Raw genomic sequence first — 20,427 nt, forward strand, 5'->3', positions numbered from 1 at the left:
CGAGGGAGCGCGCCGTGTGACCTGGGCCGGGATTGTTACCGGACCGATTTGGGTCTATAAAAAATTCTCAAGGTATTGATTTTCAATCGTAATCCGGGAGGTGGCGCCATGCGCAGACGGATTTACTACCTTATCCCCGATCTCGCCAATGCCCAGCGGCTGATGAACGATCTGCTGCTGGCCCGGATCGAGGAAAAACACATTCATTTTCTCGCCAAGGAAGGCGTCGACCTGTCCAGTCTGCACCGCGCCAACCTGTTCCAGGAGTCCGATATCGTCCACAGCGCCGAAATGGGGCTGATCATCGGCGGCGCTACCGGCTTGATCTCGGGACTGGTGGCCGCCTTGTTTATCCTGGCCGACAGCGGCTTGCCGTGGGGCGGGGTGGTGCTGGTGACCTTTCTGATCGGCGCCGTGTTCGGGCCCTGGGCGGCGAGCATGATCGGCTGCTCGGTGCCCAACAGCCGGCTCAAGCCGTTCCGCGAGGCCATCGACAAGGGCCAGATCCTGCTGATGGTGGACGTGCCGGCCAGCGAGGTCGAAGACATCGAGGCCCTGCTGCGGAAAATCCATCCGGAGGCCCACCTGGAAGGCGTGGAGCCGACGATTCCGGCTTTCCCGTAAGGCCAGGATGGCCGCTTGACGGCCGAGACAGCAGCTCATCTCGCCCAAACGAACGGCGGGGCGTCATCGCCCCGCCGTTGTCACAAAAAGTTATCTTGAGCTAAGTCGTTGTACCGCTTCCTGAAGGGGGCGGCCTTAATCGGTCTGTGACCATCACGGCGCCGCATCGATCCGGGCCAGCGCCCGCCCTATCGACTCGGCATCGTCCGGTCGCACCAGCCGCGCCACTTCCTGGCCGTCGCGCAGGAAGACCAGCGTCGGCCACAGCTTCACCCCGAACGAACGCCCCAGGCGCCGGCCCCGGCCATCCTCGATCTTGATGTGACGTACCCCCGGATGGGCGGCGAGAGCGGTGGCGAGCAGCGGCTGGGCGGCCTGGCAGTGGCCGCACCACGGCGCGCCGAATTCGAGCAGCACCGGGCCCGCCAACGCGTCGATCTCGGCGCGCGGCGGCTCGCTCCAGGCATAGTCAGTGTTCATGGCCATGTGTTTTCTCGGGGCGAGCGATTGGCCGCCACAGCAGGGGATAAGGAAGGACGATAGCGTATTCTCCCGCCGAGCGGCCAACGATGCGCCATGGCACCTTTGGGCCTCGGCCTAGGAAACCCCTCAATCATATTCTAGTGTGGTAACTGGTTGCACCAACAAAGGGCCTGCCGTGAGCGGAGCACTGATTACACACTGGGAACCTGAAGACGCACGATTCTGGGACCGACAAGGCTCGCATATCGCACGCCGTAATCTGTGGATATCGATCCTGTGCCTGATCCTGGCATTCTCGACCTGGGTGATCTGGAGCATCGTGGTGCTCAAGATGCCCGCACTCGGTTTTCCCTACAGCAAGGCCCAGCTTTTCATGCTGACCGCCTTGCCGTCGCTGTCCGGTGCGACGCTGCGCATTTTCTACAGCTTCCTGCCCGCCATGATCGGCGGCAGGAAATGGACGGCCATTTCGACCGGCTTGTTGCTGATTCCGTCCGTCTGGCTGGGATTCGCGGTCCAGGACACGAGCACGCCCTATGGGGTCATGTTGGCCATCGCGCTGTTGTGCGGCTTCGGGGGCGGAAATTTTTCCAGCTCGATGGCCAACATCGGTTTTTTCTACCCGCAGGCGCAAAAAGGCTACGCCAATGGCCTGAACGCCGGGCTCGGCAATCTGGGGGTCTCGCTGACGCAGTTTCTCGTGCCGATCGTTATCGGCATCGACCTGTTCGGCCCGTGGGGCGGTGAGCCGCTGCGTTATGCGCAGGAGGGCAGCGAACACGCCGTATGGCTGCAGAACGCGGGGTTTATCTGGGTTCTTCCCATCGCCGTGGCCATGCTGGTCGCATGGTTCGGTATGAACGACATCGCCTCCGCACGGGCATCGTTTCGTGAACAAGCCGCCATTTTCCGTCGCCCCCACATGTGGCTGCTGTGCTGGCTCTATCTGGGCACCTTCGGTAGTTATATCGGTTTTGCCGCAGGGTTTGCCTTGTTGGCCAATACCCAGTTCCCGCAGATAAGGGTGACCGACTACGCCTTCATCGGCCCCTTGATCGGCGCGCTGGTGCGTCCTGTCGGCGGCTGGCTGGCCGACCGTATCGGCGGCGCGCGGGTGTCGCTGGTCGTGTTCGGCGCCATGGTGCTGGCGACCTTCGGCGTGCTGGGATTCCTGCCAGGGAGACTGTCCGACGGCACACCGGCCGGGGGCAATTTCTGGGGGTTTTTCCTGACATTCCAGCTGCTGTTCCTGCTCTCGGGAATCGGCAATGGTTCGGTGTTCCGCATGATCCCCGTGGTGTTCGCCGCGCTGAGCCTGCGCGAAGCCAAGGGCGACGGCGAGGCAGCGCAGCGTGAGGCCCGGCTCCATGGCGTGACCGAGTCCGCGGCGGCAACCGGCTTCGCCGGCGCCATCGGTGCCTACGGCGGTTTTGTCATTCCAAACGGATTCGGCGCCTCGATGAACCTCACCGGCAGCGCGGAACAGGCACTGTACGTCTTCATGCTGTTCTACCTGAGCTGCGCAGTGATCTGCTGGGCGTTTTACGCGAGAAAGCACGCCAGCCTGCCCTGTTGAACGGCGGCCGGCACCAAGGAGGAGGACCCCTCATGAGCCACTTTCTGGATCGTCTGAGCTTTTTCACCCGTCCCCGCGAGCCGTATGCCGACGGTCACGGCGAGGTGCGGGAAGAGGACCGCGACTGGGAGGCGGCCTACCGGCAGCGCTGGCAGCACGACAAGTTCGTACGCTCCACGCACGGCGTGAACTGTACCGGCTCCTGCAGCTGGAAGATCTACGTCAAGGGCGGCATCGTTACCTGGGAGACGCAGCAGACCGATTATCCGCGCACCCGCCCCGGTATGCCCAACCATGAGCCGCGTGGCTGCTCGCGCGGGGCGTCGTACAGCTGGTATCTGTACAGCGCCAACCGGCTCAAGTACCCGATGATCCGAGGACGTCTGGTGCGATTGTGGCGCGAGGCGCGCAAGACGCTGGATCCGGTGGCGGCATGGGCCACGATCGTTGAAGACCCGCAACGCGTGAACGACTACAAGTCCATCCGCGGTCGCGGCGGTTTCGTCCGGGTGAGCTGGGACGAGGCAACCGAGCTCGTCGCCGCGGCCAACGTGTACACCATCAAGCACCACGGCCCGGACCGCGTGGTCGGCTTCTCGCCGATTCCGGCCATGTCCATGGTCAGCTACGCCGCCGGCTCCCGCTACCTGAGCCTGATCGGCGGCACGCTGCTGTCATTCTACGACTGGTATTGCGATCTGCCGCCGGCCAGCCCGCAGACCTGGGGCGAGCAGACCGATGTGCCGGAATCGGCCGACTGGTACAACTCGGCGTACATCATCGCCTGGGGTTCCAACGTCCCGCAGACGCGCACCCCCGACGCGCATTTCTTTGTCGAGGCCCGTTACAACGGCACCAAGGTGGTGGCGATCACGCCGGACTACTCCGAGGTCGCCAAACTCTCCGATCTCTGGCTGCACCCCAAACAGGGCACCGATGCGGCGCTCGGCATGGCGATGGGCCACGTCATCCTCCGCGAGTTCCATCTCGAACGGCAGGTTCCCTATTTCGACGATTACTGCCGCCGGCTGACCGATCTGCCGCTGCTGGTGACGCTGGAGCGGCGCGGCGACCACTTCGTGCCCGACCGCTATCTTCGGGCCAGCGATTTTCCCGACCAGCTCGGCCAGGGCAACAACCCGGAATGGAAAACCGTCGGCATCGACCGGAACAGCGGCCACTATGCCGTGCCGCAGGGGGCGATCGGTTTCCGCTGGGGCCAGCAGCTGGGCGGGGATCTCGGCAAGTGGAATCTCGAACAAAAAGACGGCTCCGATGGCCGCGACCTCGATCTCGCCCTGACGCTGATCGACCGCCGAGACGAGGTGGCAACGGTGGCCTTTCCCTATTTCGGCGCGGTCGAACACCCGCGGTTCCAGCACAACGAGCAGGGCGGCAACGTGTTGCGGCGTCATGTCCCTGTGAAGCGCTTGGAGCAGAACGGAGAGACCGTTCATGTCGCAACCGTTTTCGATCTGCTCTGTGCCCAGTACGGGCTGGACCGTGGGCTGGGAGGAGCGGCCGCCCGCGATTACGACGACGACGTGCCGTATACGCCGAAATGGCAGGAATCCATTACCGGCGTACCGGCAGAACAGGTGGTCGCCGTCGCGCGCCAGTTTGCCGAGACCGCCGAGCGTACCCAGGGCCGGTCCATGATCATCATCGGCGCCGCGATGAACCACTGGTACCACCAGGACATGAACTACCGGGCCGCCATCAACATGCTGATGCTGTGCGGCTGTGTCGGCGTGTCCGGCGGCGGCTGGGCGCACTACGTCGGCCAGGAGAAGCTACGCCCGCAGACCGGCTGGACGGCGCTGGCCTTCGCCCTCGACTGGGTGCGGCCGCCGCGGCACATGAACGGCACCTCGTTCTTCTACGCGCATACCGATCAGTGGCGGTACGAGCAGCTCCATATCGGCGAGCTGCTCTCGCCGCTGGCCGATCCGGCCCGCTATGGCGGCAGCCTGATCGACTTCAACGTCCGTGCCGAGCGCATGGGCTGGCTGCCTTCGTCGCCCCAGATCGATCGCAACCCCCTGTCCATTGCCGGCGCGGCGCGCGCGGCCGGGCTGGATGCCAAGGACTACCTGGTCCGCGAACTCAAGTCGGGCGCGGTGCATTTTGCCTGCGAAGATCCGGACAATCCCAAGAACTTCCCGCGCAACCTGTTCGTCTGGCGCTCGAACCTGTTCGGCTCCTCCGGCAAGGGGCACGAGTACTTTCTCCGTCACTTTGCCGGGGCGCAACATGGCATGCAGGGTGCCGACCTGGGCGAAACCGGCGGCGCCAAGCCGGAAGAGGTGGTCTGGCACGAGAAAGCGCCGGAAGGAAAGCTTGACCTGATCACCGTGCTCGACTTCCGCATGTCCACGACCTGCCTGTACGCCGACGTCGTGCTGCCGACCGCCACCTGGTACGAGAAGAACGACCTCAATACCTCGGACATGCATCCCTTCATTCATCCGCTGTCGGCGGCGGTCGATCCTATCTGGCAAACACGGAGCGATTGGGAGATCTACAAGGCCATCGCCAGGAAATTTTCCGAACTGGTGCCGGGACACCTCGGCGTCGAGCAGGACGTCGTGCTGCAACCGCTGCAGCACGATACCCCGGCGGAAATCGCCCAACCCTACGGAGTGAGAGACTGGAAAAAGGGCGAGTGCGATCTGCTGCCCGGCAAGACCGCGCCCAACATCATCGTGGTCGAGCGAGACTATCCCAACACCTACAAACGCTTTACCGCCCTCGGGCCACTGATGCACAAGCTCGGCAACGGCGGCAAGGGTATTGGCTGGGACACCGGGACCGAGGTCGAAGGGCTGGGCCGGCTCAACCGCATCGTGTCCGAGGAAGGGCCGACCCAAGGCTTGCCGCGCATCGAGACCGACATCGATGCCGCCGAGGTGATCATGTCGCTGGCGCCGGAGACCAACGGCGAAGTGGCGGTCAAGGCATGGCAGGCGCTGGAGAAGTTCACCGGGCGCGAGCATGCGCATCTTGCCGATGTGCGGGAGGACGAGAAGATCCGTTATCGCGACATCCAGGCGCAGCCGCGCAAGATCATTTCCTCGCCGACCTGGTCCGGTATCGAGAGCGAGCATGTCAGCTACACCGCCGGCTACACCAATGTGCACGAACTGATCCCGTGGCGAACCCTGACCGGGCGCCAGCAGTTCTATCAGGACCATCCCTGGATGCGGGATTTCGGCGAAGGCTTTGCCAGCTACCGGCCGCCGATCGATACCCGAAGCGTCGCGCCGCTGGTCGGTAAAAAACCGAATGGCCATCCCGAGGTCGTGCTCAATTTCATCACCCCGCACCAGAAGTGGGGCATCCACAGCACCTATACCGACAACCTGATCATGCTCACGCTCTCGCGCGGCGGGCCGATCGTCTGGCTGTCCGAGGTTGACGCGCAGAAAGGCGGCATCGTCGACAACGACTGGATCGAGCTTTACAACCTGAACGGGGCCATCGCCGCCCGGGCCGTGGTCAGCCAGCGGGTGAAGGAGGGCATGTGCATGATGTACCACGCCCAGGAAAAGATCGTGAACGTCCCCGGCTCGGAGATCACCGGCCATCGTGGAGGCATCCATAACTCGGTGACCCGCGCCGTGCTCAAGCCCACGCACATGATCGGCGGCTACGCCCACCTGGCCTACGGCTTCAACTACTACGGCACGGTCGGCTCGAACCGGGACGAGTTCGTCATCGTGCGCAAGATGGACAAGGTGGACTGGATGGATACCTCGCTTGCGGCACGGGGAGAAAGATCATGAAGATACGCGCCCAGATCGCCATGGTGCTGAACCTGGACAAATGCATCGGCTGCCACACCTGTTCGGTCACCTGCAAGAACGTCTGGACCAGCCGCCTGGGCATGGAGTACGTCTGGTTCAACAACGTCGAGACCAAACCCGGCATCGGCTATCCGAAAGACTGGGAGAACCAGGAGCACTGGCGCGGCGGCTGGGAGCGCAAGCCCAACGGCAAGCTCAAGCTGAAGCAGGGCGGGCGCTTGCAGTTGCTGCTCAACCTGTTCGGCAATCCCAACCTGCCGGAGATCGACGACTACTACGAGCCCTTCACCTTCGACTACGAATTCCTGCAAACCGCGCCGGAGATGCCGACCCCGCCGGTCGCCCGGCCGATTTCCGTCGTGACCGGACAACGGATGGAAAAAATCGAATGGGGGCCGAACTGGGAGGAAATCCTCGGCGGCGAGTTCGCCAAGCGCAGCCAGGACTACAACTTCGAGGCGGTGCAGAAGGAAATCTACGGCGAATTCGAAAACACCTTCATGATGTATCTGCCCCGCCTGTGCGAACACTGTCTGAATCCGTCCTGCGTCGCCAGTTGCCCGTCCGGTTCGATCTACAAACGCGAGGAAGACGGCATCGTCCTGATCGATCAGGACAAATGCCGGGGCTGGCGCATGTGCGTCTCGGGCTGCCCGTACAAGAAGATCTATTACAACTGGTCGAGCGGCAAGGCCGAGAAATGCATCTTCTGCTACCCCCGCATCGAGTCCGGCCAGCCGACCGTCTGTTCGGAAACCTGTGTCGGCCGCATCCGCTATCTCGGGGTGCTGCTCTACGACGCCGACCGGATCGAAAGCGCCGCCTCGGCTGAAAACCCGCAGGACCTGTACGAAGAGCAACTGGCCATCTTCCTCGATCCGCATTCCGCCTCGGTGCGCGAGGAAGCCCTGAGGCAGGGCATCCCGCAGGCGTGGCTCGACGCCGCCCGCGAGTCGCCGGCGTACAAGATGGCGGTGGAGTGGAAGATCGCCTTTCCGCTGCATCCCGAGTACCGCACCTTGCCGATGGTCTGGTACGTGCCGCCGCTCTCCCCGATCCAGGCGCGTGCCAACGCCGGCGAGATCGGCGCCAAGGGCCATATCCCCGATGTCTCCAGCCTGCGCATTCCGCTGCGCTACCTGGCCAATCTGCTCACCGCCGGCAAGGAAGCGCCGGTGGCGGCCGCGCTGGAAAAGATGCTGGCGATGCGCGCTTTCTACCGGGTGCGTCAGCTCGAGCGCCGCGACAGTCCGGACATCCTGGCCCAGGCCGGACTGTCGGTCGCCCAGGCGGAGGACATGCACCGCTACCTGTCCATCGCCAACTACGAAGACCGCTACGTCATTCCGACCTCCCACCGCGAATACGCCGAAAACGCCTATCAGTTGCGCGGCGAGTGCGGCTTTACCTTTGGCAACGGCTGCTCCGACGGCAGCAGCGAGCTGAGCCTGTTCGGCGGCAAGATGGGCGGCAAGAAAGTCATCCCGCTCAAAACCATCGCGGGCCACAATCCGGAGAACAGCGTTGACTACTGACACCCCCCGTGAACTGCACGCGCTGGGCGCGTTACTGACCTATCCCGGACCGGCTCTGCTGGCGGCGCTGCCTGAAATCGGCGAACTGCTGACCCCCCTGGCCCGGAGCCTGCCCGCCGAGGCGGGAGAGCGGCTGTGGCGGCTGATCGAGGCGCTGCAGACGGGAGAGCCGTTAGCGCTGGAAGAAGAATACGTCGCCCTGTTCGACCGGGGCCGCCGCACCTCCTTGTACCTGTTCGAGCACGTGCATGGCGAGTCGCGCGATCGCGGGCCGGCGATGGTCGATCTGCACCTGGCTTATGCCCGGGCGGGCTTGGCACTGGTCGAAGGCGAGCTGCCGGACTACCTGCCCGCCGTGCTCGAATTCCTGAGCCGGCGTCCCCGCGACGAGGCCGATGCGACGCTGGCCGATTGCGCCGAGGTCCTGCGCAAACTGGGACAGTCCCTGATCGAAAAGGGCAGCCTGTACGCGGCCGTACCGGACGCCCTGTTGTTGGGCATCCGCCAGCCGGGACTGGACTGGTCCTGCCTGCCGGTGCCGGAAGAAGAGAATTGGGACGCCGACTGGGAGTCGCCCCCGGCCTTTGGTGACGATGCCGGCTGCGTGCACAAACCCGCGACCGCCACGGTCCGTTTCATGCCGCGCCCGCCACGCCAGGCATGACAGCATCGAGAGGAGAACCACCATGAAATCGCTGCACGATTTTCTATTCGGCCTCTACCCCTATATTGCGCTGTCGGTCTTTTTCATCGGCAGCCTGATCCGCTTCGACCGCGAGCAGTATTCGTGGAAAAGCGATTCGTCGCAGATTCTGCGCAAGAGTCAGCTGCGCCTGGGTTCAATGCTATTCCACCTCGGTGTCCTGGTGGTCTTCTTCGGCCACCTGATCGGTTTCCTGATGCCGGAGCCCATCGTGCTGGCACTGATGAGCGAGAGGGCGCACGAACTGCTGGCGATGGTAGGGGGCGGGGTGGCCGGCGTGTTCTCCATCATCGGGCTCAGCATCCTGATTTACCGCCGGGTCAGCGATCCGCGCATCCTGAGCAATAGCCGTACCGCGGACATGGTGGTGCTGGTGATCATCTGGCTCCAGCTCGCCCTCGGCCTGCTGACCGTGGTTTACTCATCGAGCCATGTACCCGGTTACGACTTCGGTGCGTTGATTGCCTATGTACAAGGCATCGTGATTTTCCGGGCAGACAATGCCGCCCTGATCCTTGCCGTGCCCTGGGTCTACAAGGCGCATATCTTCCTCGGGCTCACCGTGTTCCTGATTTTTCCGTTTACCCGCCTGGTCCATATCTGGAGCGGCTTTGCGGCAGTCTTCTATCTTTTCCGCCCCTATCAGCTGATGCGCACCCACAGGAAGCTGGCGCCCCGTCGAATTCCCTGAAGAGCCCGACTCATGACCACCGAATCCCTCCCCCAGGCACTGACCGCACGCATCAACGATGTCGAGATCGTGGCGGCCACGCCGGCCGATTTACGGCATGCAGCGGTGCAGGAACTGCTCCGCCAGCGCGCCGTGACGCTGGGCTTGCTGGCGGCGGACGCCGACGAGGCCGCCACCGCGGCGGCGCTGGAACAACTGCTCGAGCGCGAAGTGCCAGTGCCGCAGGCCGGCGACGAAGAGATCGAGCGGCATTATCTGGCGAATCCCGGGCGTTACACGGCGGGCGAGCTGGTGTTCGCCTCGCATATTCTGCTGCAAGTGACGGAACGCACGCCCATCCAGCCGCTACTGGCGCGAGCGGAAGCGATATTGCATCAGGTCCAGGCCGATGCCTCGCGTTTCGCCGAATTGGCCCAGGACATGTCCAACTGCCCGTCGGCGCAGGTGGGCGGCAGCCTCGGCCAACTGCAAAGGGGAGATACCGTGCCGGAATTCGAGGCGGCACTGTTTGCCGATGGCTCGGTCGGGGTGTTGCCGCGCGTCGTGCGCACCCGTTACGGCTTTCATATCGTCAAGGTGGAGCGGCGCGAACCGGGACGGCTCCTGCCGCTGGCGATGATTCGTGATCGTGTGGCATCCGATCTTGCCGAACAAAGCCTGAGCCGTGCGCTCCGCCAGTATCTGGAGAGGCTGGCGGCCAATGCCGAGATGGACGGCATGGATCTGATTCCGGACCGGCGCCATTGAAGACATCGGGCCTGTCGCGCTGGCAGCATCACTACCGATGGTGCTCTTGCAAACGCATCATGCCGACATATAGTCAAAGAAGCCCCCACCGATTGTCCTGCCCGTTTCATCGAGGAGTGTTGCCATGAAACCCCTCTCGCTTTTTCGTATGGTCGTATCCTCCAAGGAAGGATGGAACGATATAGCGCGGACCCATCCTTCGCCCTGGGGGGCGTTCCTGAAAATCGTGCTGTTTCCCTCTTCGGTGGCTGCCGGCATGATCCTGTATGCCGCCTGGTTCCATGGCGACGTGTATGCCCCCGAGGTCACGTTCGGCTATTGGGCTGGCGTCGCAGTAATTTTCCTGCTGACCAGTTGGGGCTGTGTCCATGTCATGGCCTGGTTTATCCGCCAGGCGGTGCATACCGACTCCAGGCCCTCCTATGCCGACAGCTACCGTCTGGCGGCCATCGCCCCGGTACCGATCTGGCTGTCCGCCTTGTCGCTGTTCGTCCCCATTCCGCTATTCAACGCGTTGGCGGCCATCCTCGGCTTGATGGCGTCCGGCGGGCTGATTTATCACGGCCTTGATGCCCTGTTTGAACATGACGACTCGGTCCGGACGGAAGCGTTGGCGTATACGGTCTTTTCGGTGGGGGCGCTGGTGTGGGCGCTGATCGTGGCCCTGCTGGTCATGCCGCTCCTCTGAAAGAGCGAAGCGCAAGCAGGTAATGGGCTGACCGCTAGTTGCGTTCGCGGCAAACAAGAAAAAAGCCTGCAACCATCAGGAGCGCAGGCTTTTTACTTACTAAAGTAAAGGAAGTGCTTGATTAGAACGGGATGTCATCATCCATGAAGTCGTCCGCCTTGCTGGCCGGCTTCGGCTCCATGCGGCGCGGGGCGGCCGGCGGAGCGGACGGGGCGCTCTGGCGCGGCGCCGGGGCGCCGTAGCCGCTGTCGTCGTCCATCGCCGCGTCGCGCTTGCTGCCCTGCAGGCTGATCTCGTTCACGCGCACGTCCGGCGACAGCTTCTTGTTGCCGTCGCGGTCTTCCCATTCGCGCAGGGTGAGCTGGCCGTAAACGGTCACCTGCTGGCCCTTGCTCAGGTAGTTCTTCAGCGATTCGCCGCGCTTGCCCCATACCTGGCAGCTGAACCAGTTGGTGGTGCGGCGCTCGCCGAAACCGATATCGCTGGCCACGCGGAAGCTCAGCACCGGTTCGCCGCTCGGGGTGTAGCGCAGTTCGGCATCTGCCGCCAGGCGGCCGTCGAAGGTGATGCTGTTCATGTAGATCTCCGATTCAATTCAAATTCACTAAAGTAGCGAGCGGCCAGCCGATGGTCTTGCCTCGGGGCGCCGGGCCGGCACCCGCCATCAGTTGGTTTCCAAAATCAATTGCTGGACGGCGGCCTCGTCCCAGTCCTCTTGCGATACCTTGAGATAGGCGACGCGCTCGTCGATCACCACCACCGCTTCCTTGACGCCGCGCTGGGAGGCCAGGCGCTGCGACAGCAGGGGGGCGCTGCCCCGCCAGCTCTCGCCGATGTGGAACATGACCGACTTCACCGCCTGCGGCGGGCGCATGGTGACGGCCAGCACCAGCCAGGACAGCATCAGGAAGCTGGTGAAGCCGAACACGCCGCCCGAGCCGAAGTGGGTGTACAGCACGCCGCCGGCGGCCGCGCCGAGAAAGAGGCCGAAAGACTGGGCGGTATTATACACCCCGATCGCGGTTCCTTTGGCGTCGGCCGGTGCGATCTTGGAAATCAGCGAGGGCAGGCTGGCCTCGAGGATGTTGAAGGCGATGAAGTAGCCGGTGAGCCAGGTGACGATCTGCCAGAAGCTGTCCAGCGCCAGCGCCATGCCGAGCTGGGCCAAGGTCATCAGCGCGATGGCGCCGACGAACACGGTTTTCAGCTTGTGGCGTTTCTCGCCGTAGATGATCGCCGGCACCATGAGAATGAAGCCGATCAGCACCACCGGCAGGTAGACCTGCCAGTGATGCGCCTTGTCGAGCCCGCCGGTAGTGGTCAGCGCGAACGGAATCACCACGAACATCGCCATCTGCGCCGCGTGCAGCGAGAAGATGCCGTAGTTGAGGCGCAGCAGATCGCCGTTCCTCATCACGCTGCCCAGCCGGCTGGTATTGGCTTCGGCGTCGGAGTGGAAACGCGACACCACCGGGTCGGGAATCAGGTACTTGACTCCCGCCAGCGCCATCAGGGTCAGCACGCCGGTCAGCGCGAAGATGCCGTTGACGCCGATGTAGTGGGCGAGCAGCGGGCCCAGCACCAGGCTGACGGCGAAGGTGGTGCCGATGCTCATGCCGATCATCGCCATCGCCTTGGTGCGGTTCTCTTCGCGCGTCAGATCGGCCAAGAGCGCGGTGATGGCGGCGGAGATGGCGCCGGAGCCCTGGATGATGCGGCCGATGGTGAGCCAGACGATGTCGTGCGCCTCGGCGGCGATGAAACTGCCCAGCGCGAACACCAGGAGCCCGCCGTAGATCACCTTCTTGCGGCCGATCCGGTCGGACAGCATGCCCAGCGGCAACTGCAGCAGCGCCTGGGTCAGGCCGTAGGCGCCCAGCGCGATGCCGATCCAGGTGGCGCTGTGGGTGCCGGGCAGTGTCTTGGCGTAGAGGGCGAATACCGGCAAGATCAGGAACATGCCCAGCATGCGCAGGGCGTACACGCCAGCCAGACCGAGGCTGGCACGAAGTTCAAGCGGATTCATTCAGTGTTGTTATGTGGTTGCGAGGATGGAAAGCACGGGCCGCCGATGGCCCGGCAGCGTCCCGGGCCGTACTGCGGCTGGAGCGTCGCGCGCCAAGTCGGGTATATTAACAGGTTCCCCGACTGATCGTGAGTGAGGCATGGACTCCATCCGCATCCGTGGCGCACGTACCCACAACCTGAAAAACATCAACCTCGATCTGCCGCGCCACCAGTTGGTGGTGATCACCGGCCTGTCCGGTTCCGGCAAGTCCTCGCTGGCGTTCGATACGCTGTACGCCGAAGGGCAGCGGCGCTACGTCGAGTCGCTGTCGGCCTACGCGCGCCAGTTCCTGCAGCTGATGGAAAAGCCGGACGTCGATCTGATCGAGGGCTTGTCGCCGGCCATTTCCATCGAGCAGAAGGCCACCAGCCACAACCCGCGCTCCACGGTCGGCACGGTGACCGAAATTCACGACTACCTGCGCCTATTGTTCGCCCGCGTCGGCGAGCCTCACTGCCCCGAGCACGGCGTGCCGCTGGCCTCGCAGACCGTGTCGCAGATGGTCGACAACGTGCTGGCGCTGCCGGAAGAGACGCGGGTGATGATCCTGGCGCCGGTGGTGATGGCGCGCAAGGGGGAAAACGCCGACCTGTTCGAGGAACTGCGCGCGCAGGGCTTCGTGCGGGTGCGGGTCGACGGCGAGGTGGCCGAGCTCGACGCCGTGCCCAAGCTCGACAAGAACAAGAAGCACACCATCGAGGTGGTGATCGACCGCCTCAAGGTGCGCGCCGACCTGCAGCAACGGCTCGCCGAAAGCTTCGAGACCGCGCTGCGCCACGCCGAGGGCCGCGCCATCGCGGTCGAGATGGATTCCGGCAAGGAGCACTGGTTCTCCGCCAAGTTCGCCTGCCCTGTGTGCTCGTACAGCCTGCCCGAGCTGGAGCCGCGGCTGTTCTCGTTCAACAACCCGATGGGCGCCTGCCCCAAGTGCGACGGGCTGGGCGAGATCACCTTCTTCGACCCGAAACGGGTGGTGGCCCATCCGGAACTGAGCCTGGCCGCCGGCGCGATCAAGGGCTGGGACAAGCGCAACCAGTTCTACTACCAGATGCTGCAGGCCTTGGGCGAGCACTTCGGCTTCGACCTCGAGCTGCCGTTCGAGCTGCTGCCGGAACGGGTGCGCCACGTCATTCTGCATGGCTCCGGGCGTGACAACATCGAATTCACTTACCTCTCCGAGCGCGGCGCCAAGTTCACCCGCAGCCACCCGTTCGAGGGCATCCTCCCCAACCTCGAGCGCCGCTACCGCGAGACCGACTCGCTCGCGGTACGCGAGGAGCTGGCCAAGTACCAGAACAACCAGCCTTGCCCGCACTGCGAAGGCTCGCGCCTGCGCCGTGAGGCGCGCTACGTCTACGTGGCGGGGCAGACCCTGTACGGCATCAACCAGATGGCGCTGAAGGATGCCGCGCGCTTCTTCGAGCAGGTGGAATTCAGCGGCCAGAAGCAGGCGGTGGCGGACAAGATCATCAAGGAAATCCGCGACCGCGTCTCCTTCCTCAACAACGTCGGCCTCGATTACCTGTGCCTGGCGCGCTCGGCCGACACCCTGTCCGGCGGCGAGGCGCAGCGCATCCGCCTGGCGAGCCAGATCGGCTCCGGCCTGACCGGCGTGATGTACGTGCTGGACGAGCCCAGCATCGGCCTGCACCAGCGCGACAACGACCGCCTGCTGGCGACGCTGGTGAGGCTGCGCGACCTGGGCAACAGCGTGATCGTGGTCGAGCACGACGAGGACGCCATCCGCGCCGCCGACTTCGTGGTCGACATGGGGCCGGGGGCCGGCGAGCATGGCGGCGAGGTGCTGATCGCCGGCACGCCGAAGGAAATCGAAGCGAGCGAACACTCGGTCACCGGCGCCTTCCTGTCCGGCCGTCGCCGCATCGAAGTGGAAAGCGAGCGCCGCCCAGTCGACCGCGAGCGCCTGCTGGTGCTCTCCGGCGCCAGCGGCAACAACCTCAAGGACACCACGCTGGAGCTGCCGCTGGGCATGCTGGTGTGCATCACCGGCGTGTCCGGCTCGGGCAAGTCCACGCTGATCAACGACACCCTGTACAAGATCGCCGCGCGCGAACTGAACGGCGCCAGCGAGGAGCCGGCGCCGTACCGCGAGATCACCGGCCTGGAGCACCTCGACAAGGTGATCAGCGTCGACCAGGGCCCGATCGGCCGCACCCCGCGTTCCAACCCCGCCACCTACACCGGACTGTTCACGCCGATCCGCGAACTGTTCTCCGGCGTTCCGCTGGCGCGCGAGCGCGGCTACGGCCCGGGGCGCTTCAGCTTCAACGTCAAGGGCGGGCGCTGCGAAGCCTGCCAGGGCGACGGCGTGATCAAGGTCGAGATGCACTTCCTGCCCGACATCTACGTTCCCTGCGACGTCTGCCACGGCAAGCGCTACAACCGCGAGACGCTGGAGGTGAAATACAAGGGTCAGACCATTCACGAAGTGCTGGAGATGACGGTGGAGCATGCGCTGGAATTCTTCGGCGCGGTGCCGACCGTGGCGCGCAAGCTACAGACCCTGATGGACGTCGGCCTGGGCTACATCCGCCTCGGGCAGTCCGCCACCACGCTGTCCGGCGGCGAGGCGCAGCGCGTCAAGCTGGCACTGGAACTCTCCAAGCGCGACACCGGCCGCACCCTGTACATCCTCGACGAGCCGACCACCGGCCTGCATTTCCACGACATCGACCTGCTGCTGAAAGTGCTGCACCGCCTGCGTGGCAACGGCAACACCGTGGTGGTGATCGAGCACAACCTCGACGTCATCAAAACCGCCGACTGGCTGATCGACCTTGGGCCGGAGGGCGGCGCCGGCGGCGGCCAGATCATCGCCAGCGGCACACCGGAGCAAGTGGCGGCCAATCCGGTGAGCCACACCGGACGCTATTTGGCGACATTGCTGGAATGCGGCAAGATTTCACCGGCAATAGGCTGACAATGTGGTGGTTTCCGATATACTTCAGTGAAGGGATTCAGGGAGGCTGAGTCACACAAAGTGACCCGATGAAGAGGATTACATGCTTAATCTTGGAAAAATCGACCATATTCATGTCCGTGTCACGGACACTCCCACTGCGCTTGAGTGGTATCAGCGGGTGCTGGGTCTGACGCCAGACCCTCGCTACCGCCACATGCAGGATGAACCGCATGGCGTGACCATGATCGCCAACCCCAGCGCCAGCGTTCGTCTGGCATTGTGCGAGGATGCCGATTTCAGCGCAGCGGTCAGTGCCGTGGCCTTCGTGGTGAGCGGCCAGGAGTTCATGGAGTGGATCGACCAGCTCGCCGGCGAGCGTGTCACCAATCGGGAGGGTCAAACCATCGCCCGCGATTCGGTCTACGATCACCACTTCTTCTGTTCACTGGCGTTCGTCGATCCGTTCGGCAACGCCTTCGAAGTGGTCAGCTACGACCACACCTGGCTGAGCGGCAAGCTGAAACTGCCTGGCCGTACCGCCCACAATGGCCATAACGGTCACAACACCATTAATGGCCATAACGGCCATGTCCACAACGGCCAGTGAAAAAGTTGGCCGAAATGCAACAAAAAACCCGCTGTCAAGCGGGTTTTTTGTTGCTCACCGGCTTTGGCGGCCGGCAGCGCGGAACCGGCCTCAATCGGCCAGCAGGCCGTCGAGCTTATGCTTCACCAGCAGTTCGTGGTACACCCCCTTCTTCTTGACCGCGTCGATGGCGGCGTTGAAGCGGGCTTTCAGCGCGGTATCCTGCTTGCGCAGCGCCACCGCCACGCCTTCGCCGAGCACCTTGTCCTGGCGCCCATCGAACACCGGGCCGACGAACTGGAAGCCCTTGCCCGGCGCGGTTTCCAGGAAGCCTTTCTGCAACTGCACGGTGTTGCCGAAAGTGTAGTCGGCACGGCCCGAGGTCAGCTCCATCATCGGGTCCTGCGCGTTGACGTAACGCTTGATGGTGGCCGACTTGCCGAACTGCTGGGTGACGAAGCGGTCCTGCGGGGTGCCGGTCTGCACCGCGATGGTCTTGCCGCTGAGGGCCGCCGGCTGGATCTCGGTCTTGTTGCTCTTGGCGGTGACGAAGCGGTTCTGCATCAGGTAGTAGACCTTGCTGAAATCCACCGCCTTGCGCCGCTCGTCGGTGATGTTCATCGACGACATGATCGCGTCGTACTTCTTCACCTGCAGGCCGGGAATCAGGCCGTCCCACGGCTGGTTGATGACCTCGCACTGCACCTTCATTTCCTTGCACAAGGCGTAGGCGAAGTCCACTTCGAAACCGGCCACCTTACCGTTGGCGTCGACGTACTCGAACGGCGGGTAGGTGGCATCGGTGGCGATGCGCAGCGTTTCGGCCGAATGTGCCGCCAGCGGGGCGGTCAGCGACAACAGGGCCAGCGTGATGTGCTTCTTCATGGTGTTTCCTTCCTTTGTAGAGGGGATGCGGACCGTCTTGTTGTATGGATTCCGACGCTAGTCCAGACGCCGGTGTTGTAAGGTGGGCAGGCGCTGGCGCAGCTCGGCCTGCCGGTTCAGATCGAGGGTGGCGAGCGCGATGCCTTCGCCGTCTTCGTGGCAGGCCAGCACCGTGCCCCACGGGTCCACGATCAGGCTGTGGCCGAAGGTGCGTTTGCCGCCGGGGTGCATGCCGCCCTGGCCGGCACCGATGACGAAGGCCAGGTTGTCGACGGCGCGGGCGCGCAGCAGCAGCTCCCAGTGCGCTTGGCCGGTGGTATGGGTAAATGCTGCCGGCGCGGCGATCAGCGTCGGCGCCGGGCGCTGGCGGTAGAGTTCGGGAAAGCGCAGATCGTAGCAGACCGACAATCGCAGCGGCCCCCACGGCGTGTCGCCGCTGGCGACCTGCTCACCGGCACTCATGGTGGCCGATTCGTCGTAGCGTTCGCGGCCGTTGTCGAAGCCGAACAGGTGGATCTTGTCGTAACGCACCCGGCAGCGGCCGTCCGGCCCGAACAGCAGGCTGGAATTGAACATCTTGCCCGGCTCCGGGCTTGCCAATGGCAGGGTCCCGCCCACCAGCCACAGCCGGTGCCGCTCGGCCAACTCGGCCAGGTAGTGGTAGATCGGGCCATCGCCGAAGGGGCGGGCCAGCGCCACCCGCTCGCGCTCGTCTTCCGGCATCAGGTAGAAGTATTCCGGCAGCACCACCAGCTCGGCGCCGGCGGCGGCCGCTTCGCCGACCAGGACGCGGGCGCGTTCGAGGTTGGCCGACAGGTCATCGCCGGACACCATCTGGATGGCGGCGGCGGTGAGTCGCTGTACAGTGGACATGCGGGCTCTCCTAGAGGCGGCAGAGGCGCTCGGCCCCGGCGCGCAAGGTGGCCTCGTCCTTGGCGAACGACAGGCGGATCAGGTGATGGTCGGTGCCGTCGCGATAGAACGCCGACACCGGGATGGTCGCCACCTGATGCTCCTTGATCAGCGTCTGCACGAAGTCGCTATCGGACTGCCGGCTGATGTTCTCGTAGCTCGCCAGCATGAAGAAACTGCCGGCCGACGGCAGCAGCGTCAGGCGCGAACTGGCCAGGCAGTCGATCAACAGATCGCGCTTCTTCTGGTAGAAATCTGCCAGCCCGAGGTAATGCGACGGGGTCTGCATGAGGCGCGCCAGGCCGTGCTGCATCGGTGTGTCGGCGGCGAACATGGCGAACTGGTGCACCTTGCGGATTTCTTCCATCAGGGCCGCCGGCGCCAGGCAATAGCCGACGCGCCAACCGGTGATATGGAAGGTTTTGCCGAACGAGGCCACCACCACTGCGCGCTCGGCCAGCTCCGGGTGACGGCTCATGCTGTGGTGCAGGGCGCCGTCGAACACCACGTGCTCGTAGACCTCGTCCGACAGCAGCACGATGTCGGTGCCGGCGGTGAGTCGCTTGAGCTCGGCGATGTCCTCGTCGCCCAGTACCGCGCCGCTCGGATTGTGCGGGCTGTTGAGCAGGATCATCCGCGTGCGCGGAGTGATGCGCGCGGCGACCTCGTCCCAGGGAATGGCGAACCCAGGCGGGGCGAGCTTGATCGACACCACGGTGGCGCCCTGCAGCTCGATCATCGGCGCGTAGCTGTCGAAGCAGGGCTCGAACACGATCACCTCGTCGCCGGGATGGACCAGTGCCGTGATACTGGCGAACAGCCCCTCGCTGGCACTGGCGGTGATGGTGACCTCCCGCGCCGGGTCGTAGCGCTGGCCATACAGCGCGGCCACCTTGTCGGCGACCGCCTCGCGCAGGGCGGCGAGGCCGGCCATCGGCGAATACTGGTTGTGGCCGTCGAGCATGGCCTGATGGGTGTGCTCGATCAGTTCCGGCGCGCACGGGAAGTTGGGCGCACCCTGCGACAGGTTGATCGCCCGATGTTCGGCAGCGAGCTGGCCGATCACGGTGAAGATGGTGGTGCCCACGTTCGGCAGTTTCGAGCGCGGCGTGATGGAGTCGGTCATGTCATCCCCGGTTGTTGTGTCTTTGCCAGCGGGTGGCGTTCGAGCCCATTAAACGGGCGCCGGGGCTTGTGCGACAAACGATTTATCGGCATGTTATGCATGAGTTTTTTTCAGGCATGACACGCCGTGACGCTACGTCAACTTCCCTTGTACGGCCTGCAGGTTTTCGAGGTCGCCGCCCGCCACATGAGCTTCACGCTGGCGGCCGACGAGCTGTGCCTGACCCAGGGCGCGGTAAGCAAGCAAGTGGCCCAGCTCGAACAGCAGCTGGGCTATCCCTTGTTCCATCGCCAAGTGCGCCGGCTGGTGCTGACCAGCGAGGGCGAGGCGCTGCTGCCCTACGTGACGCGTGCGCTGGCCACGCTGGGCAAGGGCGTAGAGGCGGCGCGCCAAGCGCGCAATCACCTGCGCCTGAAGGCGCCGTCATGCATCTCGCGCTGGCTGCTGCGCGAGATCATGCAGTTCCGCAAGGAACATCCCGAGATCGAAGTCGAAGTCACCAGCGTGCACGCGCACGACGTCGACTTCGCCAAGGAACCGTTCGACCTCGCCATCGTGTTCGGGCCGGTGCCGGCACGCCAGCCGCGGCAGACCGCGCTGTTTCGCGAACAGCTCACGCCGGTCTGCACGCCGGCGCTGCTGGAATCGTTCGGCCATCCTCTGAACGAACCGGAAGATCTGGTTCGTTTCCCGCTGCTGCATGCCTCGCGAGACCGGCGCGACTGGACGCTATGGCTGAAATCGGTGGGGGCCAAGGGCGCCAACCCAGCCAGCGGCCAGTTGTTCGACACTCTGGACCTGGCGATGAACGCCGCTCAGCAAGGCTTCGGGGTGTCGATGGCGGATGTGGTGCTATTGGAAGAAGAGCTCAAGCGCGGCACGGTCATTACGCCGTTCGCCCAGACCCTGTTCACCGGCAACGGCTACCTGCTGGCCCTGCCGGCGCCGAACCGGACCGCCGAGGCGGCGCAACTGCTGCACGACTGGCTGGCCGCCCGCCACCCGTTGCCGGACGAACCGCAGCCCGGCCCGGTGCCGGGCGAAACACCCGCGCAGGCCATGTCCTGAGCCGCG

Annotated in this window: 17 protein-coding genes; 11 read left to right on the forward strand and 6 right to left on the reverse strand. The window is 64.3% G+C overall.

Going from position 1 to position 20,427, the window contains the following annotated elements:
* Window positions 1-108: 108 nt before the first annotated feature.
* Complete coding sequence (locus PSEMAI1_RS0105525) at window positions 109-624, forward strand: hypothetical protein (protein WP_024301908.1); 516 nt, start codon at window positions 109-111, stop codon at window positions 622-624.
* Between the two features lie 153 nt (window positions 625-777).
* On the opposite strand, the gene PSEMAI1_RS0105530 is transcribed toward PSEMAI1_RS0105525, so the two are convergent.
* The gene (locus PSEMAI1_RS0105530; protein ID WP_232219844.1) at window positions 778-1,104 is read right to left on the reverse strand and encodes a thioredoxin family protein; all 327 of its coding nucleotides are present in this window, start codon (window positions 1,102-1,104) and stop codon (window positions 778-780) included.
* A 178-nt stretch (window positions 1,105-1,282) separates the two neighbouring features.
* Between PSEMAI1_RS0105530 and PSEMAI1_RS0105535 the strand changes: the two genes are divergently transcribed.
* From PSEMAI1_RS0105535 to PSEMAI1_RS0105565, 7 genes are all read left to right on the forward strand, one after another.
* Window positions 1,283-2,683, forward strand: coding sequence for a NarK family nitrate/nitrite MFS transporter (locus tag PSEMAI1_RS0105535; RefSeq protein ID WP_024301910.1), 1,401 nt, complete (start codon window positions 1,283-1,285; stop codon window positions 2,681-2,683).
* Window positions 2,684-2,715: 32 nt separating this feature from the next.
* On the forward strand, window positions 2,716-6,468 hold the full coding sequence (locus tag PSEMAI1_RS0105540; RefSeq protein ID WP_024301911.1) for a nitrate reductase subunit alpha: 3,753 nt from the start codon (window positions 2,716-2,718) through the stop codon (window positions 6,466-6,468).
* Complete coding sequence (gene narH, locus PSEMAI1_RS0105545) at window positions 6,465-8,024, forward strand: nitrate reductase subunit beta (RefSeq protein WP_024301912.1); 1,560 nt, start codon at window positions 6,465-6,467, stop codon at window positions 8,022-8,024. The genes PSEMAI1_RS0105540 and narH overlap by 4 nt, the downstream gene beginning before the upstream one ends.
* Window positions 8,014-8,688, forward strand: coding sequence for a nitrate reductase molybdenum cofactor assembly chaperone (narJ, locus tag PSEMAI1_RS0105550; RefSeq protein WP_024301913.1), 675 nt, complete (start codon window positions 8,014-8,016; stop codon window positions 8,686-8,688). Before narH ends, narJ begins: the two co-directional genes overlap by 11 nt.
* Window positions 8,689-8,710: 22 nt before the next feature.
* Window positions 8,711-9,418, forward strand: a complete 708-nt coding sequence (gene narI, locus PSEMAI1_RS0105555; protein ID WP_024301914.1) for a respiratory nitrate reductase subunit gamma — start codon at window positions 8,711-8,713, stop codon at window positions 9,416-9,418.
* Window positions 9,419-9,430: 12 nt separating this feature from the next.
* On the forward strand, window positions 9,431-10,165 hold the full coding sequence (locus PSEMAI1_RS0105560) for a peptidylprolyl isomerase (protein ID WP_024301915.1): 735 nt from the start codon (window positions 9,431-9,433) through the stop codon (window positions 10,163-10,165).
* A gap of 124 nt (window positions 10,166-10,289) precedes the next feature.
* Window positions 10,290-10,853, forward strand: a complete 564-nt coding sequence (locus PSEMAI1_RS0105565) for a YIP1 family protein (protein WP_024301916.1) — start codon at window positions 10,290-10,292, stop codon at window positions 10,851-10,853.
* Between the two features lie 121 nt (window positions 10,854-10,974).
* Here PSEMAI1_RS0105565 and PSEMAI1_RS0105570 read toward each other — a convergent pair whose 3' ends face one another.
* Complete coding sequence (locus PSEMAI1_RS0105570; RefSeq protein ID WP_024301917.1) at window positions 10,975-11,430, reverse strand: single-stranded DNA-binding protein; 456 nt, start codon at window positions 11,428-11,430, stop codon at window positions 10,975-10,977.
* A gap of 87 nt (window positions 11,431-11,517) precedes the next feature.
* A complete protein-coding gene (locus PSEMAI1_RS0105575) occupies window positions 11,518-12,879 on the reverse strand; it encodes an MFS transporter (protein ID WP_024301918.1) in 1,362 nt (453 codons plus the stop codon).
* Window positions 12,880-13,018: 139 nt separating this feature from the next.
* On the opposite strand from PSEMAI1_RS0105575, the gene uvrA reads away from it, so the two are divergent.
* Both uvrA and PSEMAI1_RS0105585 read left to right on the forward strand, forming a co-directional pair.
* On the forward strand, window positions 13,019-15,862 hold the full coding sequence (uvrA, locus tag PSEMAI1_RS0105580) for an excinuclease ABC subunit UvrA (RefSeq protein WP_024301919.1): 2,844 nt from the start codon (window positions 13,019-13,021) through the stop codon (window positions 15,860-15,862).
* A gap of 82 nt (window positions 15,863-15,944) precedes the next feature.
* Window positions 15,945-16,451, forward strand: coding sequence for a VOC family protein (locus PSEMAI1_RS0105585; RefSeq protein ID WP_024301920.1), 507 nt, complete (start codon window positions 15,945-15,947; stop codon window positions 16,449-16,451).
* 90 nt (window positions 16,452-16,541) lie between these two features.
* On the opposite strand, the gene PSEMAI1_RS0105590 is transcribed toward PSEMAI1_RS0105585, so the two are convergent.
* The 3 genes from PSEMAI1_RS0105590 to PSEMAI1_RS0105600 are packed head-to-tail and all read right to left on the reverse strand — an operon-like array spanning window position 16,542 to window position 19,353.
* A complete protein-coding gene (locus tag PSEMAI1_RS0105590) occupies window positions 16,542-17,315 on the reverse strand; it encodes a transporter substrate-binding domain-containing protein (RefSeq protein WP_024301921.1) in 774 nt (257 codons plus the stop codon).
* 57 nt (window positions 17,316-17,372) lie between these two features.
* Window positions 17,373-18,188, reverse strand: a complete 816-nt coding sequence (locus tag PSEMAI1_RS0105595; RefSeq protein WP_024301922.1) for a carbon-nitrogen hydrolase family protein — start codon at window positions 18,186-18,188, stop codon at window positions 17,373-17,375.
* A gap of 10 nt (window positions 18,189-18,198) precedes the next feature.
* Window positions 18,199-19,353 (reverse strand): methionine aminotransferase, encoded by a 1,155-nt coding sequence (locus PSEMAI1_RS0105600; protein WP_024301923.1) that lies wholly within the window; start codon window positions 19,351-19,353, stop codon window positions 18,199-18,201.
* A 126-nt stretch (window positions 19,354-19,479) separates the two neighbouring features.
* Between PSEMAI1_RS0105600 and PSEMAI1_RS0105605 the strand changes: the two genes are divergently transcribed.
* Window positions 19,480-20,421, forward strand: a complete 942-nt coding sequence (locus PSEMAI1_RS0105605) for a LysR substrate-binding domain-containing protein (RefSeq protein ID WP_024301924.1) — start codon at window positions 19,480-19,482, stop codon at window positions 20,419-20,421.
* Window positions 20,422-20,427: the final 6 nt, after the last annotated feature.

It is taken from the genome of Pseudogulbenkiania sp. MAI-1, from assembly GCF_000527175.1.
Classification (GTDB): Bacteria; Pseudomonadota; Gammaproteobacteria; order Burkholderiales; family Chromobacteriaceae; genus Pseudogulbenkiania.

Bases quoted from the DNA above. Each gene is read 5' to 3' on its own strand.
- PSEMAI1_RS0105525 (WP_024301908.1), top strand. From the start codon at position 109: ATGCGCAGACGGATTTACTACCTTATCCCCGATCTCGCCAATGCCCAG.
- PSEMAI1_RS0105530 (WP_232219844.1), bottom strand. From the start codon at position 1,104: ATGAACACTGACTATGCCTGGAGCGAGCCGCCGCGCGCCGAGATCGAC.
- PSEMAI1_RS0105540 (WP_024301911.1), top strand. From the start codon at position 2,716: ATGAGCCACTTTCTGGATCGTCTGAGCTTTTTCACCCGTCCCCGCGAG.
- narH (WP_024301912.1), top strand. From the start codon at position 6,465: ATGAAGATACGCGCCCAGATCGCCATGGTGCTGAACCTGGACAAATGC.
- narI (WP_024301914.1), top strand. From the start codon at position 8,711: ATGAAATCGCTGCACGATTTTCTATTCGGCCTCTACCCCTATATTGCG.
- PSEMAI1_RS0105560 (WP_024301915.1), top strand. From the start codon at position 9,431: ATGACCACCGAATCCCTCCCCCAGGCACTGACCGCACGCATCAACGAT.
- PSEMAI1_RS0105565 (WP_024301916.1), top strand. From the start codon at position 10,290: ATGAAACCCCTCTCGCTTTTTCGTATGGTCGTATCCTCCAAGGAAGGA.
- PSEMAI1_RS0105570 (WP_024301917.1), bottom strand. From the start codon at position 11,430: ATGAACAGCATCACCTTCGACGGCCGCCTGGCGGCAGATGCCGAACTG.
- PSEMAI1_RS0105575 (WP_024301918.1), bottom strand. From the start codon at position 12,879: ATGAATCCGCTTGAACTTCGTGCCAGCCTCGGTCTGGCTGGCGTGTAC.
- uvrA (WP_024301919.1), top strand. From the start codon at position 13,019: ATGGACTCCATCCGCATCCGTGGCGCACGTACCCACAACCTGAAAAAC.
- PSEMAI1_RS0105585 (WP_024301920.1), top strand. From the start codon at position 15,945: ATGCTTAATCTTGGAAAAATCGACCATATTCATGTCCGTGTCACGGAC.
- PSEMAI1_RS0105590 (WP_024301921.1), bottom strand. From the start codon at position 17,315: ATGAAGAAGCACATCACGCTGGCCCTGTTGTCGCTGACCGCCCCGCTG.
- PSEMAI1_RS0105595 (WP_024301922.1), bottom strand. From the start codon at position 18,188: ATGTCCACTGTACAGCGACTCACCGCCGCCGCCATCCAGATGGTGTCC.
- PSEMAI1_RS0105600 (WP_024301923.1), bottom strand. From the start codon at position 19,353: ATGACCGACTCCATCACGCCGCGCTCGAAACTGCCGAACGTGGGCACC.